Origin of the sequence: Serratia sp. FS14, assembly GCF_000695995.1 — a bacterium.
GTDB lineage: Bacteria > Pseudomonadota > Gammaproteobacteria > Enterobacterales > Enterobacteriaceae > Serratia > Serratia nematodiphila.
The window spans coordinates 5,216,382-5,237,647 of the sequence record NZ_CP005927.1 but is presented as its reverse complement, the minus strand read 5'-3'; the positions used below and the strand labels follow the sequence as shown (position 1 = coordinate 5,237,647).

At 60.9% G+C, this 21,266-nt stretch carries 19 protein-coding genes, 1 tRNA gene and 1 pseudogene; 13 read left to right on the top strand and 8 right to left on the bottom strand.

Annotated features, from left to right (window positions below):
* Positions 1–13: 13 nt before the first annotated feature.
* Positions 14–732: pseudogene (locus L085_RS24030) on the top strand (class I SAM-dependent methyltransferase).
* Here L085_RS24030 and rnhA read toward each other — a convergent pair.
* Entirely contained in the window at positions 729–1,196 is a 468-nt protein-coding gene (rnhA, locus tag L085_RS24025) for a ribonuclease HI (RefSeq protein WP_004930193.1), read from the bottom strand. The pseudogene L085_RS24030 and the gene rnhA overlap by 4 nt on opposite strands.
* 72 nt (positions 1,197–1,268) lie before the next feature.
* On the opposite strand from rnhA, the gene dnaQ reads away from it, so the two are divergent.
* Positions 1,269–2,012, top strand: a complete 744-nt coding sequence (gene dnaQ / locus L085_RS24020) for a DNA polymerase III subunit epsilon (protein WP_044031899.1) — start codon at positions 1,269–1,271, stop codon at positions 2,010–2,012.
* A 144-nt stretch (positions 2,013–2,156) separates the two neighbouring features.
* Positions 2,157–2,233: transfer RNA gene (locus tag L085_RS24015), tRNA-Asp, on the top strand.
* Positions 2,234–2,338: 105 nt separating this feature from the next.
* Here L085_RS24015 and L085_RS24010 read toward each other — a convergent pair.
* Positions 2,339–4,579, bottom strand: coding sequence for a TonB-dependent siderophore receptor (locus tag L085_RS24010; protein ID WP_044031898.1), 2,241 nt, complete (start codon positions 4,577–4,579; stop codon positions 2,339–2,341).
* Positions 4,580–4,813: 234 nt separating this feature from the next.
* Between L085_RS24010 and L085_RS24005 the strand changes: the two genes are divergently transcribed.
* The 4 genes from L085_RS24005 to hpxK all read left to right on the top strand — a co-directional run bounded on the left by L085_RS24005 (position 4,814) and on the right by hpxK (position 9,362).
* A complete protein-coding gene (locus tag L085_RS24005) occupies positions 4,814–5,692 on the top strand; it encodes a siderophore-interacting protein (protein ID WP_044031897.1) in 879 nt (292 codons plus the stop codon).
* A gap of 136 nt (positions 5,693–5,828) precedes the next feature.
* Positions 5,829–6,668 carry a MurR/RpiR family transcriptional regulator gene (locus L085_RS24000; RefSeq protein ID WP_044031896.1) on the top strand — a complete coding sequence of 280 codons (840 nt, stop codon included), beginning with the start codon at positions 5,829–5,831 and terminating at the stop codon, positions 6,666–6,668.
* Between the two features lie 208 nt (positions 6,669–6,876).
* Positions 6,877–8,121 (top strand): alanine--glyoxylate aminotransferase family protein, encoded by a 1,245-nt coding sequence (locus L085_RS23995; protein ID WP_015376720.1) that lies wholly within the window; start codon positions 6,877–6,879, stop codon positions 8,119–8,121.
* On the top strand, positions 8,118–9,362 hold the full coding sequence (gene hpxK / locus L085_RS23990) for an allantoate amidohydrolase (protein WP_044031895.1): 1,245 nt from the start codon (positions 8,118–8,120) through the stop codon (positions 9,360–9,362). Before L085_RS23995 ends, hpxK begins: the two co-directional genes overlap by 4 nt.
* Here the strand turns inward: hpxK and L085_RS23985 are convergent, their stop codons facing one another.
* Entirely contained in the window at positions 9,363–10,136 is a 774-nt protein-coding gene (locus L085_RS23985; protein WP_044031894.1) for an amidohydrolase, read from the bottom strand.
* Entirely contained in the window at positions 10,124–11,284 is a 1,161-nt protein-coding gene (locus L085_RS23980) for a pyridoxal phosphate-dependent aminotransferase (protein ID WP_044031893.1), read from the bottom strand. Before L085_RS23980 ends, L085_RS23985 begins: the two co-directional genes overlap by 13 nt.
* A gap of 164 nt (positions 11,285–11,448) precedes the next feature.
* Between L085_RS23980 and L085_RS23975 the strand changes: the two genes are divergently transcribed.
* From L085_RS23975 to L085_RS23965, 3 genes are read left to right on the top strand one after another with little or no spacing between them, the layout of a single operon-like run.
* The gene (locus L085_RS23975; protein WP_015376724.1) at positions 11,449–12,063 is read left to right on the top strand and encodes a methylthioribulose 1-phosphate dehydratase; all 615 of its coding nucleotides are present in this window, start codon (positions 11,449–11,451) and stop codon (positions 12,061–12,063) included.
* The gene (mtnC, locus tag L085_RS23970) at positions 12,060–12,749 is read left to right on the top strand and encodes an acireductone synthase (protein ID WP_021505012.1); all 690 of its coding nucleotides are present in this window, start codon (positions 12,060–12,062) and stop codon (positions 12,747–12,749) included. Before L085_RS23975 ends, mtnC begins: the two co-directional genes overlap by 4 nt.
* The gene (locus L085_RS23965; protein ID WP_015376726.1) at positions 12,746–13,288 is read left to right on the top strand and encodes an acireductone dioxygenase ARD; all 543 of its coding nucleotides are present in this window, start codon (positions 12,746–12,748) and stop codon (positions 13,286–13,288) included. Before mtnC ends, L085_RS23965 begins: the two co-directional genes overlap by 4 nt.
* 17 nt (positions 13,289–13,305) lie before the next feature.
* Here L085_RS23965 and mtnA read toward each other — a convergent pair whose 3' ends face one another.
* Positions 13,306–14,334 (bottom strand): S-methyl-5-thioribose-1-phosphate isomerase, encoded by a 1,029-nt coding sequence (mtnA, locus tag L085_RS23960; RefSeq protein WP_004930214.1) that lies wholly within the window; start codon positions 14,332–14,334, stop codon positions 13,306–13,308.
* A 146-nt stretch (positions 14,335–14,480) separates the two neighbouring features.
* Here mtnA and mtnK point away from each other — a divergent pair, with 146 nt between their 5' ends.
* The gene (mtnK, locus tag L085_RS23955; RefSeq protein WP_044031892.1) at positions 14,481–15,680 is read left to right on the top strand and encodes an S-methyl-5-thioribose kinase; all 1,200 of its coding nucleotides are present in this window, start codon (positions 14,481–14,483) and stop codon (positions 15,678–15,680) included.
* 73 nt (positions 15,681–15,753) lie between these two features.
* Here the strand turns inward: mtnK and L085_RS23950 are convergent, their stop codons facing one another.
* Both L085_RS23950 and fadE read right to left on the bottom strand, forming a co-directional pair.
* Positions 15,754–15,906, bottom strand: coding sequence for a Hok/Gef family protein (locus L085_RS23950; RefSeq protein ID WP_004930217.1), 153 nt, complete (start codon positions 15,904–15,906; stop codon positions 15,754–15,756).
* Positions 15,907–16,190: 284 nt separating this feature from the next.
* Positions 16,191–18,647 carry an acyl-CoA dehydrogenase FadE gene (gene fadE, locus L085_RS23945; RefSeq protein ID WP_044031891.1) on the bottom strand — a complete coding sequence of 819 codons (2,457 nt, stop codon included), beginning with the start codon at positions 18,645–18,647 and terminating at the stop codon, positions 16,191–16,193.
* A gap of 246 nt (positions 18,648–18,893) precedes the next feature.
* Between fadE and lpcA the strand changes: the two genes are divergently transcribed.
* Entirely contained in the window at positions 18,894–19,475 is a 582-nt protein-coding gene (gene lpcA / locus L085_RS23940) for a D-sedoheptulose 7-phosphate isomerase (RefSeq protein WP_004930220.1), read from the top strand.
* Between the two features lie 101 nt (positions 19,476–19,576).
* Entirely contained in the window at positions 19,577–20,380 is an 804-nt protein-coding gene (locus L085_RS23935; RefSeq protein ID WP_004930222.1) for a class II glutamine amidotransferase, read from the top strand.
* On the opposite strand, the gene dpaA is transcribed toward L085_RS23935, so the two are convergent.
* Positions 20,315–21,085, bottom strand: coding sequence for a peptidoglycan meso-diaminopimelic acid protein amidase (gene dpaA / locus L085_RS23930; RefSeq protein ID WP_004930225.1), 771 nt, complete (start codon positions 21,083–21,085; stop codon positions 20,315–20,317). The genes L085_RS23935 and dpaA overlap by 66 nt on opposite strands.
* Positions 21,086–21,266: the final 181 nt, after the last annotated feature.

Genomic DNA, 21,266 nt, shown 5'->3' with positions numbered 1-21,266 from the left:
AAGATAATAAATCATGAAACCAGCCCATACTCTACAAAAGCTCACCGGCCCGCAGTCCTGGGCTGAGCTGCCGTGGGGGGAGTACTATCGTGAAGCGCTCGAGCGGCAGTTGCAACCCTGGTGGCCCAAGCTGTTCGGTTTCCATCTGCTGAAGATGGGCATGCTCAGCGCCGAGCTGGCCACGGATAAATGCGCAATCTCCCATCAGGTTAACGTAGGGCTGGAGGGGAAGGGCTGCAGGTGGTCGCCGACGCTTATCAACTGCCGTTTGCCGCCAAGTCGGTAGATGCCTGCCTGTTGGCGCATACGCTGTCCTATGCGGACGATCCGCACCGCATGCTGCGTGAGGTGGACAGGGTGTTGATCGACGACGGCTGGTTGGTCATCAGCAGTTTCAATCCGTTCAGCCTGCTGGGGTTGGGCAAGCTGGCGCCCGGGTTGCGTCGTCGCCAGCCCTATGTCAGCCGCATGTTTACCCAGATGCGGCTGCTGGATTGGCTCAGCCTGCTGAATTACGAGGTGTTGCACCAGGCGCGTTTTCACGTACTGCCGTGGCACCGCAAGGGCGGCAAATTTTTATGCACCCATTTGCCGGCGCTGGGCTGCATGAGCGTGATTGTGGCGCGTAAGCGCACCTTGCCGCTGACGCCCACGCCGATGAAACTGGGGGCGAGAAAGCCGTCTCTCAGCCGCGCGGTGGGCGCGACCAAGAGCTATCGCAAGCTGCCTTAGGCTTCCGGTTGGTAACCGACGTCTTCCTGCGTCGGTTTACCGGCCGCTTCGCGCGCCAGCACGTCACAACGTTCGTTCTCCGGATGGCCGGCGTGGCCCTTGACCCATTCCCATTTCACCTCGTGGCGCTGAATGGCCTGATCCAGCCGCTGCCACAGATCGACATTTTTGACCGGTTTTTTGTCGGCGGTTTTCCAACCGCGTTTCTTCCAGTTATGGATCCAACTGGTGATGCCCTGGCGCACGTACTGGCTGTCGGTGCTGAGCGTCACGGCGCAGGGCACGGTCAGCGCTTCCAGCGCCACGATCGCCGCCATCATTTCCATGCGGTTATTGGTGGTCAGACGGAATCCTTCGCTGAAGGTTTTTTCCGTCTGCTTATAGCGTAGTATCGCGCCGTAGCCACCGGGGCCGGGGTTGCCAAGGCAGGAGCCGTCGGTGAAAATTTCTACCTGTTTGAGCATCTCTGGTAGACTCTTCCTATCAGTTTTATAAAAGCCAAGTCTGACATAAACGAGCGCTGTGAGCACTGCAATATGATCTCTACAACCACCAGACAGATTGTCCTCGATACTGAAACCACCGGTATGAACAAGCTTGGGGTGCACTACGAAGGGCACCGCATCATCGAAATCGGTGCGGTGGAGGTGATTAACCGCCGCCTGACCGGGCGCAACTTCCACGTATACATCAAGCCGGATCGGCTGGTGGATCCGGAAGCCTACGGCGTACACGGCATCAGCGACGACTTCCTGGCCGACAAGCCGACCTTCGATCAGGTTGCCGAGGAATTCCTCGACTTTATCCGCGGCGGCGAGCTGGTGATCCATAACGCGGCGTTCGATATCGGCTTTATGGATCACGAATTCCGCATGTTGCAGCAGAGCATCCCGAAGACCGAGACCTTCTGCACCATCACCGACAGCCTGCTGATGGCGCGTCGCCTGTTCCCGGGCAAGCGCAACAACCTCGATGCCTTGTGCAGCCGCTATGAGATAGACAACAGCAAGCGTACGCTGCACGGCGCATTGCTCGATGCCGAGATCCTGGCGGAAGTTTATCTGGCGATGACCGGCGGTCAGACCTCGATAGCGTTCCAGATGGAGGGGGATACCCAGCAAAATGACGCCGCGCAAGAAATACAACGCATTGTCCGCCCGGCGACGGCGATGAAAGTGGTCTACGCCAGCGACGAAGAAGTGAAGGCGCATGAGGCGCGTCTGGATCTGGTGGCGAAGAAGGGCGGTAGCTGCCTGTGGCGCGGGGCGCCGGCGGAATAACGGCGTTTTTGCGTGAAAAAACCTCACTGGATGAATCTTCGTTGAAAAACTGTGCAAACGGTTCATTTGCGGAGAAAAAGGCGTTGACGGAACCGAGAGGCGTCCGTAATATGCGCCTCGTTCCCCCGCAAGAGGGAATGGCGCGGAGCGGTAGTTCAGTTGGTTAGAATACCTGCCTGTCACGCAGGGGGTCGCGGGTTCGAGCCCCGTCCGTTCCGCCACTATTCAGAAGCCCTGAGTTAGCGATAACTCAGGGCTTCGTCGTTTCCGTTCTCTGAAAAACGGCGCGGCCCAATGAACGGGGCCGGCAGACCGGCCCCTTATCCTCAGAATAACACCGAATAGTTCAAGCCGAAGGTGCGTCCGCGGCCTTTATAGCTGTAGAGCTCAGGCGATCCGTAGGTCGGGCTGTACAGGATCGGCGCGCGTTGGCCCCAAACGGTGGTGTATTCCTTGTCCAGCAAGTTTTCCACGCTGAAGCTGATTTTCCCTACCGGTAGGGTATAGCTGCCGAGGAAATCGAGGGTGTTGTAGCCATCGATTTTGCGGCCCTGGGTGGAATTGGCCTTGGTGTAATCGCCATCGTCCGACACGTCGAAGGTTTGCTGCGACTGTAAACGCAGATTCCAGTCGCCCGGCGCCCAGCCGACATAAGCGGTGACTTTCGATGGGCTGGCGGTATCGACTACCAGCTTCTTCCATTCGCCGTTGACCTTGGTTTCGGATCGGATAACGTTGAAGTTGGTGCCGGCGCTCCAGTCGCTGTCTTCAAAGAAGTAGTCCACCGCCCCTTCCAGCCCATAGATGCGCCGCTTATCCGCATTGACGTTAATGGTCATGTCGGTTTTGTTGATGGCGATGCTCTTGTCGGACAGCGAGTAGTAGGCGGCGATTTGCGTGCGCAGGTTATCGCCGGTATAGCGCCAGCCCAGCTCGTAGGCATTGACCTTGATGCCTTCCAGCTTGGAGTCGCCGACGTTAACGCTCTTCAGCAACTGGTAATGTCCGCCGTTCAACGCGTAGGTGCCGTTACCGTAATATTTGCCCGGATCCGGGATCTCAAAGCCCTGAGAGAAGTTGAACCAGGTTTGCTGGCGCTCGGTCAGGTGCGCCAGCAGGCCGGCATTGAACAGCGCGTTGTTGTAGTCGGTTTTCCCGCCCGGTATAGCGTCGGCGGACGTCGCGGCGCCGGTGGCGATTGCCTGCTGCTGGTTATAACCGACGAAGTCATCAATCTTGTTTTCGGTGTACTGATAACGCACGCCGCCGCTCAGGGTGAAGATCGGGTTGATGTCGTAGCTGGCCTGCAGGAACGACGCCAGGTTGCTGGTGGTATAGCTCGGGTAGCGGCCGGTGCTGTAAGCGTTCTCCAGCGTCATGCCGCCCGACTGCTGAGCCTTCGCCAGGTTGAAGAACTGCTGGTTGGCGTTGAAGCTTTCATGCTCGGCGTCAATGCCGTAAGTCAGCGTCAGTGCGTCGACAGGTTTGCTGTTTAACGTCAGCTTGCCACCGTAGAAATCGGTTTTTTGCTGCGAAGCGCCAATGCTGCTGACGTAATAGTTCGGTGCTTTGCCCGCCAGCGTCGGGAACGGGTAGAAGGTCAACGTTTCGTCGCGGTAGTAGACCTGCGCCACCAAATCCTGGCCGAGGAAATCAGTGTTGGAATACTGCAGGTTGATGAGATGTCGTTCGGTGCCGGGGATGCGGTCGGAATTTAAGTTACCGCTGTTGTATGCCTTGGCGTTGCCGGTCACCGCCGCAAAGTTCTCTCCCAGGAACAGGCCGTGATCGCCGTCGGATTGGCTTTTGTAGTATTGGGTGGTCAGCTGCAGCTGTTGATGATCGTCGATGTTGAGGGTGCCGGTGCCCATCACGTCGAGGCGATTGGAATACTGCAGGCCGGTTTGGGTATTGTCGATCAATACCTCATTGCCTTTGCCGTCATACCAGCCGCCATAGCGCTGGTAAGAAACGGACAGGCGCCCAGAGGCATTGTCGTTGCCGCCGCTGACCGCCGCCGCCACGTTCTCGTCGTGATCGTTATGGCCGCCAAAGCCGGTTTTACCGCCGACCTGCAACTCGACCTGCTGTTCCTGTTGCCCTTTTTTGGTGACGATATTGATCAGGCCGCCGGTGCTGCCGCCGCCGTACAACGAGGTTGCGCCGGAAATCACCTCGATATGATCGATATTGAACGGATCGATCGAATCCAACTGGCGGCTGTCGCTGCGCGATGAATTCAGGCGCACGCCGTCAATCATCACCATCATCGAGCGGCCGCGCATATTCATACCATAGTTGGTGCGGCCCTGGCCGCTGACGTCCATGCCGGGGATCAGCTGCGCCAACATGTCCTTGATCTCTTTGCCGCCCTGAACCTGCTGTTCGATCTCCTGGCTTTCGATCACCCAGGTGGTTTGCGCCATTTCCGCCGTGCTACGGTGTGAACGGCTGGCGGAGACCACCATCTGCTCTTCGGCGCCGGCTTTCTGATCTTCTGCCCAAGCCGTCGGCGCAAGCATCGCCAGCAGACAAGGATTCAAAACCCAAAGGTGTTTGCGTTTCATCGTTATTTATTTCCCAGGTGATATTGTTATTGCGTTATTTTTGAGAATGATTCTTTTATCAATAACGTTTCTTGTTATCAATAAAATCATGATATGATTTTTTGCGATACATTAACGTAATTAATTAGTTTTATTAACATTTTACCCGCTGCGCGATCGAGCAACCCACGCCGTCAACACGGCAGCCGATCGGCCATAGGTGCAAGCGACAGCCGTTGCCGGAGAATCGAGAACATGTCCGCCAGCTACAGAATTTTTGATATCACCTTGAAAAGCAAAACGCTAATTTCACCTTCGCTGGTGCGCTGCGTGTTTGAAGGTGCGGATATTCATCGGATGAAGTTGGAAGCGCCGGATCAGCGCATCAAACTGCTGTTCCCGGCGGCGGACGGCCAGATCCCGCAGTTGGCCAATAGCCCGGACTGGTATGGCGATTACATGGCGATCCCCAAAGAGCGGCGCCCGGTGATGCGCACTTATACGCTGCGTGCGCTGCGCCGTGAGCAGAATCAGATGGACGTCGAGTTCGTGCTGCATGGCGTGAACGGCCCGGCTTCAGCCTGGGCGACCCATGCCGAACCCGGAGACACGATTCAAACGGTCGCCCCCAACGGTGACTTCGACGGCGACAGCGGCGGTTACGAATGGGCGCCGCCGGCGCAGTTGCAGCAGGCGCTGTTGATCGCCGATGAAACGGCCGTGCCGGCGGCGATGGGCATTCTGGAGCAATTGGCGCAGCAGACCAATCCGCCGCGCGTGCAGGCATTCTTCGAAGTGCCGCAGGCGGGGGATTGCCTGGATTTGACCCGCTTCCCGTTCGCCGAGGTTTACTGGCTGCCGCGCGATGTGGGCCGCCAGTTGGCGCACGGCACGTTGCTGGTGGAAGCGGTGCGCCAGCGGGTGGATATTCCCGCTTCGGCGTGCGCGCAAGCGCAGTCTTTGGCGGAAAGCAGCCTGAGCGATGAGGTGTTGTGGGAGCGGGCGGCGGGCGGCAACGCTTTCTATGCCTGGGTGGCGGCCGAGTCTTCGGCGGTGAAAACCCTGCGCCGTTACCTGATCGGCGAACGCGATCTGGACCGCGCTACCGTTAACTTTATGGCCTATTGGTGCTGAATGCGCCGCCCTTTTCCGGCGACGCTGCCGGAGAGGGGCTGGCCGCGGTTATTTCCCATCAACGAATAATCGCTTGCCAGCGGGTAGTTCGGCCGTGCTATGTTCCGCTGAAACAAAGGTTACAGCGAGAACGATAATGCAACGGTTCGACGAACGTCTGCGCCGCGACTACCCACAGCTGACGCCGCAGGAGCAGCGGGTGGCCGACTTCATCTTCGATCACTATGACGATTTGATCGGCTACAACAGCGCCGAGCTGGCGCGCCTGAGCGGCGTTTCCAAAGCCACGGTCAGCCGCTTGTTCAAACGGCTAGGCTACACCAACTACCGCGCCATGCGCGATGAGCTGCGCACCCTGCGCCAGAGTGGCATGCCGCTGACCGATAGCCGCGATGCGGTGCAGGGCGATACGCTGCTGGCGCGGCACTATAAGCAGGAAATGGCCAATCTCACCCGTTGGGTAAAGCAGATCGATGCCGAACAGTTCAGTGCGACCATCGCCGCGCTGGCGCGGGCGCGCGGCGTGATGCTGTTGGGGCTGCGCAACAGCTATCCGGTGGCGATGCACCTGCGTCAGCAACTGATGCAGGTGCGTGAACAGGTGCTGCTGGCGCCGCAGCCGGGGCAGACGCTGGCGGAAGATCTGGCGGGGCTGACACCGCAGGACATGGCGGTGGTGGTGGCGTTCCGCCGCCGGCCGCGTCAGATAAAGGCGGTGTTGACGCTGTTGCAAAGCTGCGGGGTGCCGACGCTGCTGATCTGCGAACCGCAGGCGCAGGCGCTGTTTTCGTTGGCCAGCTGGCACTTGACCGTGCCGCTCGACAGCGTGTCGGCCTTCGACAGCTATGCCGCCGCCATGAGCCTGGCCAGTTTGCTCAGCAATGCGTTGCTGCATGAGAGGCTGGCGCAGGGGCGACAGCGCATTCATCACGTCGCTGAACTGTTCCAGACGCTGGACGAACTGGAGCTGCGTTAAGCACGGCAGATCATATTCCTTCCTTCCCCCTCCGCCGTTTAAGGCGGATCGGTCACCTCATTGTGTTACTTTGGTTTCATTAATTGATCATAAGAATCTTTTGTTTCAACTGAATCCCTATCGGGAGTAGGCTGTTGGGCAGCAAACAAACGTCATGTCGACGCTGAAGGCATAACTCAATAACTTACTAAGCTGACAGGGAATGAACATGTTGGATATCTCGCAATTCGATCAGATTAACCCGCCGGCGCGCCTGCTGATGGGGCCGGGGCCGATCAACGCCGATCCGCGCGTGCTGCGCGCCATGTCGAGCCAGCTGATCGGCCAGTACGATCCGGCGATGACCGGTTACATGAATCAGGTCATGGCGCTGTATCGCGCGCTGTTCCGCACCGAAAACCGCTGGACAATGCTGGTGGACGGCACCTCGCGCGCCGGCATCGAAGCGCTGCTGGTTTCCGCCATTCGCCCGGGCGATAAGGTGCTGGTGCCGGTATTTGGCCGCTTCGGACATCTGCTGTGCGAGATCGCCCGCCGTTGCCGTGCCGAGGTGCATACGATCGAGGTACCGTGGGGTGAGGTGTTCAGCGCCGATCGCATCGAAGACGCGATTAAGCGGGTGCGTCCGCGCCTGCTGCTGACGGTGCAGGGCGACACGTCCACCACCATGCTGCAGCCGCTGCATGAGCTGGGTGATATCTGCCGCCGCCACGGCGTGCTGTTTTACACCGATGCGACCGCTTCCTTCGGCGGCAACCCGCTGGAGACCGACGCCTGGGGGCTGGATGCGGTCTCTGCCGGGCTGCAGAAGTGCCTGGGCGGCCCCTCCGGCAGTTCACCGGTCACCCTCAGCCCGCAGTTTGAAGAGATCGTGCGCCGCCGTAAATGCGTGGAGCAGGGGATCCGAACCGCCGAGCACGCCGACGGCGACGACGAGATGATCTACTCCAACTATTTCGACATCGGCATGATCATGGATTATTGGGGACCGGAGCGCCTCAATCACCATACCGAAGCCACCAGCATGCTGTTCGCGGCGCGGGAATGTGCGCGGGTGATCCTCGAAGAAGGGCTGGAGCACGCCATCGCCCGCCACCGGCTGCACGGCGCGGCACTGCTGGCGGGCATCCGGGGCATGGGGCTGGCGGTATTCGGCGATCTTGAACACCGCATGAATAACGTGCTCGGCGTGATGATCCCGCCGCAGGTACATGGCGAACAGGTGCGGCAGATGATGCTGAACGACTTCGCCATCGAGATCGGCACCTCGTTCGGCCCGCTGCAGGGAAAAATCTGGCGCATCGGCACCATGGGCTACAACGCGCGCAAGGATTGCGTGCTGCAAACGCTGGCGGCGCTGGAGGCGGTGTTGAACCGCCTCGGTTTCGCCAGCAGGCAGGGCGAGGCATTGCAGGCCGCCTGGAACGTTTATGATGCGGGACATCATGGATGACGCCGCTGGAGGCGCAGCAGGCCGCCGTACGAGTGATGGCGCGCTGTGACGAGCTGGCGGCGATCAGCGCGGAGCCCGATCGGCTCACGCGCCTTTATCTTTCTGCGGAACATCGGCGCGCCAACGTTCTGGTGGGCGAATGGATGCGCGAGAGCGGCATGGCGGTTTGGCAGGACAGCGTCGGCAATATCTGCGGCCGCTATGAAGGTTTAACGCCCGGCGTCCCCGCGCTGCTGCTCGGTTCGCATCTGGACACGGTGCGTAACGCCGGGCGCTATGACGGCATGCTCGGCGTGCTTACGGCGCTGGAAGTGGTGGCGCGCTATCACCGCCAGGGGTGCCGATTGCCGTTGGCGCTGGAGGTGATCGGTTTTGCGGATGAAGAGGGGGCGCGCTTCGGCGTGACGCTGTTGGGCAGCCGCGGCCTGACCGGCCAGTGGCCTGCAGAGTGGCTGGTGCGTACCGATGCCGACGGCGTTAGCATCGCGCAGGCGATGCGTGACTTCGGGCTGGATCCGGCGGCGATTCTACAGGCGCGCCGTGTGCCACACGACATCCGCGCCTATTTTGAGCTGCATATCGAACAGGGCCCGTGCCTGGAGGCGGCCGACCTGGCGCTGGGGGTGGTGACGGCGATCAACGGCGCGCGTCGGCTTAACTGTGTCTTTAGCGGGGAGGCGGGCCACGCCGGCACGGTGCCTATGGGGCAGCGCAAAGATGCGTTGGCGGCCGCGGCGGAATGGATGATGGCGGTAGAAACCCTGACCTGCGCCGCCGATCCGCACCTGGTGGCCACCGTGGGCTGCATCGAGAGCCTGCCGGGCGCGGTCAACGTGATCCCCGGCGAGGTGCGCTTGACGCTCGACGTGCGCGGCCCGCAGGATGCACCGCTGGCGACGCTATTGACGGCGTTGCTGGCGCAGGCGCAAGCGATCTGCGCGCGGCGCGGAGTGCGCTTCGCCAGCGAGGCGTTTTATCGCATTGACGCCACCGCCTGCGATAGCGATCTGCAGCGCCGCTGGCAGGCGGCCGTCGAGCAGGTACAGGGGCAGAGTTTGGCGCTGCCGAGCGGCGCCGGACACGACGCCATCGCCGTGGCGGCGCACTGGCCGGTCGGCATGCTGTTTGTGCGTTGCGCCGGCGGCGTCAGCCATCATCCGGCCGAAGCGGTGCGGCAGGCGGACGTGGCGCTGGCGATCCAGGCCTATTGCCTGATGATCGCCGGCTGGGAGAGTGTTTGATCAGTCAAGACGCAGAAAGCTGTCGGCGTCGCGCCAGGCCGGGAAGGCGCTGCGGTAACTCTGCAGGCTTTCCAGCGACAGCTCGGCGTCCAGCCGCGTGGCCGCGCCGGGCTCCGCATCCGCCAGGATCTCGCCCTGCGGGCTGATGATCAGGCTGTCTCCGCTGTAGTTCAGGCCGTTCGGATCGTCGCCCACCCGGTTGCAGCCCGCCACATACACCTGATTTTCAATCGCCCGCGCCGCCAGCAGCGTTTGCCAATGGCGGCTGCGCGGCGCCGGCCAGTTGGCGACATACAGCGCCAGATCGTAATCCTGCTGATAGCGCGCCCAGACCGGGAAACGCAGGTCGTAGCAGATCTGCGGCAGGATGCGCCAGCCGCGCCACTCGACGATTTCGCGCCGGTTGCCGGCCTGATAGTGCAGGTGTTCGCCAGCCATGCGGAACAGATGGCGTTTATCATAGGCATGCACCTGGCCGCCCGGCTCCACCAGCAGGAAGCGATTGACCGCGCCTTCGGCGGTTTTCAGCGCCACGCTGCCGCCGATCAACGCGTGGCTTTTCACCGCCCAGCCGTGCAGCCAGTCGATCACCTGCTGTTCGGGCAGGGCGCTCTCGCCGGCATCCATGGCAAAACCGGTGGTGAACATTTCCGGCAAGACGATGAGATCGCGCCCGACGATCGGCGCCAGCAACGCGTCGAAGGCGGCCAGGTTAGCGAGGCCGTCGCGCCAGACCAGCGGTTGCTGCAACAGGGTAATTTTTAAAGTCGACATAACCGCTCCGCAGCTGCATCCAGCGTGGCGTCCTGTTTAGCGAAGCACAGCCGGATCAATTTATGAGGGAAAGGATCGGCACAGAAGACCGACAGCGGAATGGCCGCCACGCCCACGTGCTCAGTTAACCAATGGCAGAACGCCACATCGTCCAGATCGGAGATGGCGCTGTAGTCCGCCAGCAAGAAGTATGTACCGGCGCAGGGTAAAATTTCCAGTCGGCTGCTCGCCAGCGCCTGCACAAAGCGATCGCGCTTGGCGCGATAGAACGCCGGCAGCTGTCGCCAGTGCTCAGGTTCGGCGCGCAGGCTATCCGCCAGCGCCAACTGCGCCGGAGTATTGACCGAAAAGGTCAGGTATTGATGCACCTTGCGCACTTCGGCGCTCAGCGCGGCGGGCGCCACGCAGTAACCCACTTTCCAGCCGGTCATGTGGAAGGTTTTGCCGAAAGAGGAGACCGCGATCGCGCGTTGGCGCAGCTGCGGGTGGGCCAACACGCTGGCGTGGCCGCCTTTGGCGAAGCAGATATGTTCGTAAACCTCGTCGCTGAGCACGTAGATTTCGCGTTCGGCGATGGCGTGCCACAGCTGCTGCAGGTCTTCCGCCTGCCAGGCGGTGGCGGACGGATTGTGCGGCGTGTTGACGATCACCAGGCGGGTGCGCGGCGACAGCGCGGCGGTGAACCGTTGCCAATCCACTGCAAACGCGGGCGGCTGCAGGGCGAGGCGTTTGAGTACGCCGCCGGCCAGCGTCACCGCCGGCGCGTAGCTGTCGTAGCTCGGATCGAAACAGACCACCTCATCGCCGGGGCGCACCAGCGCCGTGATGGCGGCGAACAGCGCTTCGGTAGCGCCGGCGGTGACGGTCACTTCGGCGGTGGCGTCCGGCTGCCAGCCATACAGCTCGGCAGTTTTGTCGGCGATGGCTTCGCGCAGCGCCGCCACGCCGGTCATCGGCGCATATTGGTTGGCGCCCTGGGCGACATGCCAGGCCAGGCGTGCTTTCAGGTAGTCCGGCCCGTCGAAATCGGGGAAGCCCTGCGACAGGTTGATCGCCTGATGCTGCTGCGCCAGCGCGCTCATCTGGGCGAAGATGGTGGTACCCAGGGCAGGCAGTTTACTGTCGGGAATCAATGCGGAAGTGCTCATAGCAGGTGAATACTCCAGGCGCTTATATTGCCGTCAATATAACACGATGCTAGTATTTGGCAATCAAGACGCTTAGATGGCTAAATGTGAAAAAGTGCTTAGCCTGTCGCGCAGCCGGCTAAGTTTCACCTGCTGACCGCTATACCGAACGGGAAACGATAACAATGACGGAGAATCCGCAACTTACCGCATTACTGGCGGCCTGCCACTGGATTGGCGACAAAGGCTGGTGTCCGGCGACCGGCGGCAACATGTCGCTGCGCCTCGACGAACGCCAGTGCCTGGTCACCGAATCCGGCAAAGACAAAGGCAGCCTGAGCGCCGCCGATTTTCTGCGGGTGGATATTGCTGACAATCACGTGCCGAGCGGCCGTACGCCGTCGGCGGAAACCGGGCTGCATACGCTGCTCTATCGCTTGTACCCGCACCTTGGCGCGGTGCTGCATACCCATTCCGTCAACGCCACCGTGTTGTCGCGGGTGGAACGCGGCGATGCGTTGGTGCTGCAGGGGTACGAAATGCAAAAGTCGCTCGCCGGCCAGCGCAGCCACCTGGACAGCGTGGCGATCCCCATTTTCGATAACGATCAGGACATTCCCCGGCTGGCGTCGCGCGTGGCGGCCTATGCCGAAGTCACGCCGCTGCAGTACGGTTTTCTGGTGCGCGGCCACGGTCTCTATTGCTGGGGAAGCCAGGTGGCGGAAGCCCGCCGCCATCTCGAAGGGTTGGAATTCCTGTTCCAGTGTGAACTGCAACGTCGCTTGCTGGAGGCGAAATGATCCGCGCTATCGTGACCGATATTGAAGGCACCACCAGCGATATTCGCTTCGTGCATCAGGTGCTGTTTCCCTATGCCCGTGAACGGCTGGCGGATTTTGTTCGCCGTCACGCCACGGAGAGCGAAGTCGCCGCGCCGCTGGCGGCGCTGCGCGCTGAAATTGACCAGCCACAGGCGGATCTCGACGCGCTGATCGCCGCGCTGTACCGCTTTATGGATGAAGATCGTAAATCCACCGCGCTCAAGGCGCTGCAGGGCATCATCTGGCGCAGCGGCTATCGCGAGGGTGACTTCCGCGGGCATCTGTACCCGGAGGTCGCGGGGCAGCTGGCCGCCTGGCAGCGTCAGGGGCTGCAGCTTTACGTCTATTCCTCCGGTTCGGTGGAGGCGCAGAAGCTGCTGTTCGGCCACAGCGACGCCGGCGATCTGCAGCCGCTGTTCAGCGGCTATTTCGACACGCACGTCGGCGCCAAGCGTGAAACCGCGTCGTACCGCAACATTGCGCAGGCTATCGGCATCGCGCCCGACGAATTGCTGTTCCTGTCCGATATCCACCAGGAGCTGGACGCGGCGCAGGCCGCCGGCTGGCATACCTGCCAGCTGATCCGCGATGAGGCGGACGCACAGAGCCGGCATCCGCAGGTCAGCCGTTTTGATCACATCGATTTAGGGGAGTTTGTCTCATGAGTGGATTGACCATTTTCAGTGATACAGCGCCGCAGCAGCCGCTGTGGCAGAGCCGCGACGCGCAGGAAATCCAGCGCCAGCTGGCGCAGATCGGCGTGCGCTTTGAGCGTTGGCAGGCGGATCGCGAGCTGGGCGACAATCCGCAGCCGGAGGCGGTGATCGCCGCCTACCAGCATGAGATCGACCGGCTGGTGGCGGAAAAGGGCTACCAGAGCTGGGACGTGATCAGCATGCGACCGGACCACGAACAGCGCCAGGCGCTGCGTGAAAAATTCCTGTCCGAACATACGCACGGCGAAGATGAAGTGCGCTTTTTCGTTGAAGGGGCGGGGCTGTTTTGCCTGCATCTGGACGGCAAGATCTTCCAGATCCTGTGCGAAAAGAACGATCTGATCTCGGTGCCGGCCAACACCCGCCACTGGTTCGATATGGGCTCGGCGCCGCACTTTACCGCGATCCGGGTGTTCGACAACCCGGAAGGCTGGGTGGCGCATTTCACCGGCGACAAGATCGCCGATGCCTATCCGCGTCTGGACTGATCGTTAACCGGCGGGCGTTAACCCAGCGTCCGCCGGAAAATCCCCGCTTCAACCTGTTGCGGCGTGATCACGCCGCTGTCGAATACCCACCCGCTGATGAGTGCCGCCGGCGTGACGTCGAACGCCGGATTGTAGACCGGCGCATCGGTCGGCGCCCACTGGCAGGCGCCGAAGCTGCCTGAAACGCCGGTGACTTCGGCCGCCGCGCGTTGCTCGATCGGGATGGCGGCACCGTCCGGACAGTGCGGATCGTGGGTGGTATGCGGGGCAGCCACGTAGAATGGAATGCTATGGTAGTGCGCCAGCACCGCCAGGCTGTAAGTGCCAATCTTGTTGGCGACGTCGCCGTTGGCGGCGATACGATCCGCGCCGACCCACACCGCATCGACCTGGCCCTGCGCCATCAGGCTGGCGGCCATCGAATCGCAGATCAGGCGATAGGGAATGCCCAGCTCGCCCAGTTCCCAGGCGGTCAGACGGCCGCCCTGCAGCAGCGGCCGGGTTTCATCGACCCATACCTGTTGCACCTTGCCCTGCTGGTGGGCGCGCAGCAGCACGCCGATGGCGGTGCCGACGCCGGCGGTGGCCAACCCGCCGGTATTGCAGTGGGTCAGCAGGCGGCTGCCGGGCTTGACCAGCCCAGCGCCGCGATCGGCGATGCGATCGCACAGCCGGCGATCTTCCTCCACCAACCGCAGCGCTTCGTTCACCATCGCCGGCGCCCAGTCAGGCTCCGCCAGCGCCAGCTTCATGCGATCCAGATTGTTCATCAGGTTAACCGCCGTCGGGCGGGCGGCGCGCAGCGTGTGCAGCGCCTGCTCCAGCTCGGCGCGCGGCAGACCGCGTTCCGCCAGCAGCGCCAACAACAGGCTGGCGGACAGCCCGATCAGCGGTGCGCCGCGCACCCGCAGGCTGTGAATGTGCCCGACCAACTCCTCCACGCTGTCGCAAGCGCGCCACCGCTTTTCCTGCGGCAGGGCTTGCTGATCGAGGATCCAAAGGCGGTTGTCCTGCAGGGTCAAACTGGTGGTGTTAAGCGCTTGCATCGGCGGTTAATTCCTTGTTGCGAGGTTATTGCATCTGAAACGCTATTCTGCCAACATGACTTCCAGATGTATAGACGTCCAAATGCTTTTACGTCTAAATAAACAGAATCGCTGGGGGCAGCGAGAGAGAACAGAGGGGTTGGGGAATGTCGCTTTATCGTACGTTTACGGCTGCCGATGCCGTTGAATACGCCCGCCAATATGGGCAGGTGGCCGAACCGCAGGCGCTGGTCAGCGCTGACGAGATCGGCGACGGCAACCTGAACCTGGTGTTCAAGATCCGCGATCGCGAAGGCGTGAGCCGGGTGATCGTCAAACAGGCGTTGCCATACGTGCGCTGCGTGGGCGAATCCTGGCCGCTGACGCTGGATCGGGCGCGCATCGAAGCGGAAACGCTGTTGATCCACGGCGGTTTCTGCCCGCGACATACGGTAAAAGTCCTGTACCACGATCCCGAGTTGGCGGTGATGGTGCAAGAAGATCTCTCCGATCATCGCATCTGGCGCAGCGAACTGGTGCAGGGGAACTATCATCCGCTGGCGGCCGGTCAGCTGGCGGAATACCTGGCGCAGACGCTGTTCCACACCTCCGATTTTTATCAGTCGGCGCAGCAGAAAAAAGCGGAAGTCAGCCGCTTCACCAACCCCGAGCTGTGCCAGATCACCGAAGATCTGTTCTTTACCGATCCCTATATCGACCATGAGCGCAATCAGTTCGAGGCGGCGCTGTTGCCGCAGGTGCAGGCGCTGCGTGAGGATGCGCCGCTGAAGCTGGCGGTCGCCGGCCTGAAACACCGCTTTCTCAGCAAGGCGGAGGCGTTGTTGCACGGGGATATCCACAGCGGTTCAATTTTCGTGGCGGAAGGGCGATTGAAAGCGATCGACGCTGAATTCGGTTTCTACGGCCCGATCGGTTTCGATGTCGGCACTGCGTTAGGCAATCTGCTGCTCAACTATTGCGGCCAGCCTGGGCTGTTCGGGCCGCGCGACGCCGCCGCCGGGCGCGAGCAGCGTCTGCAGGATGTGCGCGAACTGTGGCTGATCTTTGCCGATCGTTTCCTGGCGCTGTGCCATCAGCAAAGCCGCGATGCGGCGCTGGCGACGCCGGGTTACGCCGAGCAGTTCCTGCAGCAGATCTGGACTGATGCGGTAGGGTACTGCGGCACCGAGCTGATTCGGCGCACCATCGGCCTGGCGCACGTCGCCGATCTGGACAGCATCGCCGACGCCGACATGCGCCTCGGCTGTCAGCGTCATGCGCTGGGTTTGGGGCGCACGCTGATCGTCAATGCGCCGCAGATCGAGCATATCGACGCGCTGTTGGCGCGCATTCGTCAGCAAGGCTGAAAAGGCGGGTGCTCGTGGATCCTGCCCGACACCATCAGCCAACGGGCGGGGCGAACCCCGCCGTTGGGTTGCCTTACCGTTCGGATTCGTAAGCCAAAGTGGCCGCAACCTCCGAGTCTCCCAACCTGATGCGCAGTTCGCACAGCGAACCGCGGGTTAACCAGATGAACGCGATCAGCGTCATACAGACGATCACCAGCTTAAGCACGACCCGTTTTTGCTGCATTTTTGACCTCCCTATCCTTGCCTTGCGGCGGGTAAGAGGCTAACCTGATGTTGCTGGGCATCAGAGTGGCCTCGGGTTGATAATATCGACTCGGGGCCTTTCTCTTTCTCTCCTTTGCCAAGGCGCCGGACAGAAAGATCCAGAGCACCCGCTGCGCAGTCTACCCGAACTTCCTTCCCGTTAAATCCGCCGCTGCGCCAACCTGCGGCGCGGTGCGCAGTTTGTCATGAAAGCAAAAGAAAAAGGGGCGATGATGATCGCCCCTTGGATGCGTGAAGTGAACGTTAAGCCGCTTCGGTCTGCTGCTGGCGCTTAGACTGCGCCGCCGGCTTTTCCGGCTTGGCGGCCGCCAACGCATCCGGCGCAAAGTCGTCCACGTTGATGGAGCGCAGGCGGCTCTCTTCGGCTTTCACCAGGATCTTCGCCTCGTCGGCGCTGATCTTGCCTTCTTCCAGCGCGCGCTCCGCCAAACGATCCAGACGGGTGAACGGCAGGTTTTTGCCGACCGCCTTGCACAGGCGTTCGTGAATTGGCTCGGCGGCCATCACGTCGGCTAGCGCCGCTTCCAGCAGGCCGATTGGGTTATGCTCGCTCGGCGTCAGGTACTGGCCGCGCCCCAGACGGCTGCGGGTGGCGGAAGGCACCTGCAGGATCTTGGCCAGCTGATGATCCAGGCGATCGGACGGTGCGGTATGCACGCGGCCGAACGGGAAGACCACGAAGCGCAGCGCGCCGGCGATAAAGCGGTTCGGGAAGTTGCGCAGCAGATCATCCAGCGCCTGTTCGGCTTTATGCAGGCTGTCTTGCACGCCCCAATGCACCAGCGGCAGATCTTCTTTCTGACGGCCTTCGTCGTCAAAGCGTTTCAGCACGGCGGAAGCCAGGTACATCTGGCTGAGGATATCCCCCAGGCGAGCGGAGATGCGCTCGCGGCGCTTCAGGCTGCCGCCCAGCACGCCCATGGAAACGTCCGACAGCAACGCCAGGTTGGCGCTCAGGCGGTTCAACTGCTGATAGTAACGACGGGTCGCGTCCTTGGTCGGCGTGGCACTGGTGCGGCCGTTGGTCAGGCCCAGCCAGAAGCTGCGTACCTTGTTGCTGCCGACGTGGCCCAGGTGGCCGAACAGCGATTTATCGAAGGCGTTCAGATCGTTGTTCTGCGCCGCCGCCATTTCATCCAGCACATAAGGATGGCAGCGGATCGCGCCCTGACCGAAGATCATCATGGTGCGGGTCAGGATGTTCGCGCCTTCCACCGTGATGGCGATCGGTGCGCCCTGATAAGCGCGCGCTAGGAAGTTGGATTCGCCCAGCATGATGCCTTTACCGCCGGCGATGTCCATGGCGTCAACGATCGACTGCTGGCCGCGGTGCGTACAGTGGTATTTGACGATGGCCGACAGCACGGCCGGTTTCTCGCCCTGCACCAGCGCGTAGGTGATTAGCGAAGCGGCGGCGTCCATCACATAGGTGTTGCCGGCGATGCGCGCCAACGGCTCTTCGATCCCTTCCATCTTGCCGATGGAGATCTTGAACTGACGGCGAATGTGCGCGTAGGCGCCGGTCGCCAGGGCGATGGATTTCAGGCTGCCGGTGGAGTTGGACGGCAGGGTGATGCCGCGACCGACCGACAGGCATTCAACCAGCATGCGCCAGCCCTGGCCGGCCATTTTCGGCCCGCCGATGATGTAATCGATCGGCACGAACACGTCGGTGCCGCGGGTCGGGCCGTTCTGGAACGGCACGTTCAGCGGGAAGTGGCGGTTGCCGATTTCCACGCCCGGCGTGCTGGTCGGGATCAGCGCACAGGTGATGCCCGGGGATTCGTTGTCGCTCAGCAGGCGGTTCGGGTCATGCAGTTTGAACGCCAGGCCCAGCACGGTGGCGACCGGCGCCAGCGTGATGTAGCGCTTGTTCCAGGTCAGGCGCATGCCCAGCACCTGCTTGCCTTGCCATTCGCCCATGCACACGGTGCCCACGTCCGGGATCGCGCCGGCATCGGAACCCGCTTCCGGGCTGGTCAGCGCGAAGCAAGGGATCTCGTCGCCGCGCGCCAGGCCCGGCAGGTAGTGGTTTTTCTGTTCTTCGGTACCGTAATGCTGCAGCAGTTCGCCCGGGCCGAGGGAGTTTGGCACGCCGACGGTGATCGCCAGGATGCCGGAAACGCCGGCCAGTTTTTGCAGCACCATCGCCTGAGCGTAAGGGGAGAATTCCAGGCCGCCGTACTCTTTCTTGATGATCATCGCGAAGAAACGGTGTTCTTTCAGGTACGCCCAGAGTTCAGGCGGCAGATCGGCCAGTTCATGGGTGATCTGGAAGTCGTTGGCCATGCGGCAGGCTTCTTCCACCGGGCCGTCGATAAACGCCTGCTCTTCTTCCGTCAGGCGTGGTTTCGGGTAGCTGTGCAGTTTGTTCCAGTCCGGCGCACCGCGGAACAGATCGCCTTCCCACCAGGTAGTGCCCGCGTCGATCGCTTCCTTCTCGGTGGTGGACATCGGCGGCATCACCTTGCGGAAGGCGCGCAGCGCCGGCGCGGAGAGCAGAGAGCGACGCACAGAGGAAAGGTTCAGCGGCAGCAGCACGATCGCCAGCGGCAGCAACAGCCAGAAGCTCCACAGGCCGATCGCGCCCATGGCGGCGGTGTACGCCACCAGGATCAGGCTGCTGAGGGTAAGGTTCACTCGGTGGTAGAACACCACGCCGAGGAGCGCCAGTAAAACGACAATACTAAGAACCATCATAAGAAGCTCCGAAGTAGTAAGAGGTCTGACCTGTTGTGTGTATGTAATAGGTTTTAGTACAAGGCAGAATTTTTATCAATGCGTTTACAGTTTAATTACAACTCAGGTCACAAACTGACAGCACCAATCATCAAAAACCTCTCCGCTTCCTTAACCGGCGCGCTGTTTGGCTGAGAATGCTTCTCGCTGTTTCCGCGATCCGGTACACTGCGGAGCGGAAGATTTGACGATAACAAGAGGTTCCTCATGTACCACGACCTTATTCGCAGTGAACTGAACGAAGCGGCTGATACCCTGGCGAAATTTATCAATGACGACGCCAACATCGACGCCATCCAACGCGCGGCGGTGCTGCTGGCGGATTCCTTCAAAGCCGGCGGTAAAGTGATTTCCTGCGGCAACGGCGGTTCCCATTGCGACGCGATGCACTTCGCCGAAGAGCTGACCGGCCGCTACCGCGAAAACCGCCCGGGCTACCCGGCGATTGCCATCTCGGACGTGAGCCACCTGTCCTGCGTCAGCAACGACTTCGGCTATGAGTATGTGTTCTCGCGCTATGTGGAAGCGGTGGGCCGCGAAGGCGACGTGCTGCTGGGCATTTCCACCTCCGGCAACTCCGGCAACATCATCAAGGCCATCGACGCGGCGCGCGCCAAGGGGATGAAAGTGATCACCCTGACCGGCAAGGACGGCGGCAAGATGGCGGGTTCCGCCGATGTGGAAATTCGCGTGCCGCACTTCGGCTACGCCGATCGCATCCAGGAGATCCACATTAAAGCGATTCACATCTTGATTCAGCTGATCGAAAAAGAGATGGTTAAGGCGTAATAGCCTTCGGGGGGCTGCAGCTCCCCATGAATAAGACTGCGGGCGCCGCATATATGCCGCGCCCGCACAGCCTGTGTCAGTGTGGTTAAGGAGTGCTGGCGATGTGTGAACTGCTCGGGATGAGCGCAAACGTACCGACCGATATCTGCTTCAGCTTTACCGGCCTGGTACAGCGCGGCGGCCGCACCGGGCCGCATAAGGATGGTTGGGGCATTACCTTCTATGAAGGGAACGGCTGCCGTACATTCAAGGATCCGCAGCCGAGCTTCAACTCGCCGATCGCCCGCCTGGTGCAGGACTACCCGATCAAGTCTTGCGCGGTGGTGTCCCATATTCGCCAGGCCAACCGCGGCGAAGTGGCGTTGGAAAACACCCATCCGTTCACCCGTGAACTGTGGGGCCGCAACTGGACCTACGCGCACAACGGCCAATTGAAAGGCTATCGCCAGCTGGATACCGGCACGTTCCGCCCGGTCGGCCAGACCGACAGCGAATATGCGTTCTGCTGGCTGCTGCACCAGCTGGCGCTGAAATATCCGCGCACCCCGAGCCAGTGGCCGGCGGTATTCCGCTACATTGGCCTGTTGGCGAGCCAGCTGCGCAAGAAAGGGGTATTCAATATGCTGTTGTCGGACGGGCGCTTCGTGATGGCCTATTGCTCCACCAACCTGTATTGGATCACGCGCCGCGCGCCGTTCGGCAAGGCGACGCTGCTTGATCAGGACGTGGAGATTGATTTTCAGCAACAGACCACACCGAACGATGTGGTCACGGTGATCGCCACCCAACCGCTGACCGCCAACGAAACCTGGCACAAGATTGAGCCAGGCGAGTTCGCGTTATTTCACTTCGGTGAGCGGCTTGTTCTGAGCGAAGGGGTTGGTGTTGGGCGTCGGGCTGGCTGACGCGTACTGCGTCATCATGCCGCCGCTGCTCATCAGCGGTTGACCCAAGACGTACTGGCCATTGACCACGCCCATTGTCGGCGGTTGGCGGTTCTTCGCGAAGTAATCGTAGCCCGGCTTCAGCTGGCGCCAGAAGGCGATATAGCTGGATGACGCATGGCGTTTCAGGTTCTGTTCGGTCATGCGGAACGGGTAGATGCTGATGTCGACGCGGCTTTGGCCATAGGCGAAGGCGGCTTCGACGTAGCGATAGATCTCATCCATATAGGTGTTGGTCATCGCGTAACAGCCGATCGATTTACATTCGCCGTGGATCATCAGATAAGCGCCGGAATAGCCCTGCGACTTATCGTAATCGTTAGGGAAACCGATATTGATCGCCCGATAATACTTGCTGTCGGGTTTCAGATGGCGCGCGTCAACGCTATAAAAGCCTTCAGGACTTTTAAAGTCGCCTTCACGACGTTTAGGACCCAGCCCGCCGGAGAAATTACAGATCGGGAACGTGTTGACCAGGCGGAATTCATTGCCCATTCTGGCATACAATTCCAGCTTGCGTTCCTCTTTGAAGATCTGAATATAGACCGGCGAACCCAATAATTGCTGTTTAACTACCGGCGCTTCGGGTACCTGCTCGCTGGCGCTGCAGGCCGTGATCATCGGCATAGAAACAAGCATCGCAAACAACAGCGCGATTTTGCTCATTATAATTCCTGCTTATATTTATCTGCCGGCGCAATCAACCTGGCCAGCATGCCACTGATTATTGTTTTTACTGCTGCAAAACACCGCCAGATTACCAGCGCGTTTATTTTTAGCAATACGTGATATGTATAAAAAAACGACAAAGCTCGATAAAAGTGAAATGACCGGCAGATTTTAACGA

What these genes read in the sequence shown, in the direction of transcription:
- dnaQ (WP_044031899.1), top strand. Translation starts at nt 1,269, where the DNA reads ATGATCTCTACAACCACCAGACAGATTGTCCTCGATACTGAAACCACC.
- rnhA (WP_004930193.1), bottom strand. Translation starts at nt 1,196, where the DNA reads ATGCTCAAACAGGTAGAAATTTTCACCGACGGCTCCTGCCTTGGCAAC.
- L085_RS23980 (WP_044031893.1), bottom strand. Translation starts at nt 11,284, where the DNA reads ATGAGCACTTCCGCATTGATTCCCGACAGTAAACTGCCTGCCCTGGGT.
- mtnC (WP_021505012.1), top strand. Translation starts at nt 12,060, where the DNA reads ATGATCCGCGCTATCGTGACCGATATTGAAGGCACCACCAGCGATATT.
- lpcA (WP_004930220.1), top strand. Translation starts at nt 18,894, where the DNA reads ATGTACCACGACCTTATTCGCAGTGAACTGAACGAAGCGGCTGATACC.
- fadE (WP_044031891.1), bottom strand. Translation starts at nt 18,647, where the DNA reads ATGATGGTTCTTAGTATTGTCGTTTTACTGGCGCTCCTCGGCGTGGTG.
- dpaA (WP_004930225.1), bottom strand. Translation starts at nt 21,085, where the DNA reads ATGAGCAAAATCGCGCTGTTGTTTGCGATGCTTGTTTCTATGCCGATG.
- mtnK (WP_044031892.1), top strand. Translation starts at nt 14,481, where the DNA reads ATGTCGCTTTATCGTACGTTTACGGCTGCCGATGCCGTTGAATACGCC.
- L085_RS23935 (WP_004930222.1), top strand. Translation starts at nt 19,577, where the DNA reads ATGTGTGAACTGCTCGGGATGAGCGCAAACGTACCGACCGATATCTGC.
- L085_RS24010 (WP_044031898.1), bottom strand. Translation starts at nt 4,579, where the DNA reads ATGAAACGCAAACACCTTTGGGTTTTGAATCCTTGTCTGCTGGCGATG.
- L085_RS23975 (WP_015376724.1), top strand. Translation starts at nt 11,449, where the DNA reads ATGACGGAGAATCCGCAACTTACCGCATTACTGGCGGCCTGCCACTGG.
- L085_RS24000 (WP_044031896.1), top strand. Translation starts at nt 5,829, where the DNA reads ATGCAACGGTTCGACGAACGTCTGCGCCGCGACTACCCACAGCTGACG.
- L085_RS23950 (WP_004930217.1), bottom strand. Translation starts at nt 15,906, where the DNA reads ATGCAGCAAAAACGGGTCGTGCTTAAGCTGGTGATCGTCTGTATGACG.
- hpxK (WP_044031895.1), top strand. Translation starts at nt 8,118, where the DNA reads ATGACGCCGCTGGAGGCGCAGCAGGCCGCCGTACGAGTGATGGCGCGC.
- mtnA (WP_004930214.1), bottom strand. Translation starts at nt 14,334, where the DNA reads ATGCAAGCGCTTAACACCACCAGTTTGACCCTGCAGGACAACCGCCTT.
- L085_RS24005 (WP_044031897.1), top strand. Translation starts at nt 4,814, where the DNA reads ATGTCCGCCAGCTACAGAATTTTTGATATCACCTTGAAAAGCAAAACG.
- L085_RS23985 (WP_044031894.1), bottom strand. Translation starts at nt 10,136, where the DNA reads ATGTCGACTTTAAAAATTACCCTGTTGCAGCAACCGCTGGTCTGGCGC.
- L085_RS23995 (WP_015376720.1), top strand. Translation starts at nt 6,877, where the DNA reads ATGTTGGATATCTCGCAATTCGATCAGATTAACCCGCCGGCGCGCCTG.
- L085_RS23965 (WP_015376726.1), top strand. Translation starts at nt 12,746, where the DNA reads ATGAGTGGATTGACCATTTTCAGTGATACAGCGCCGCAGCAGCCGCTG.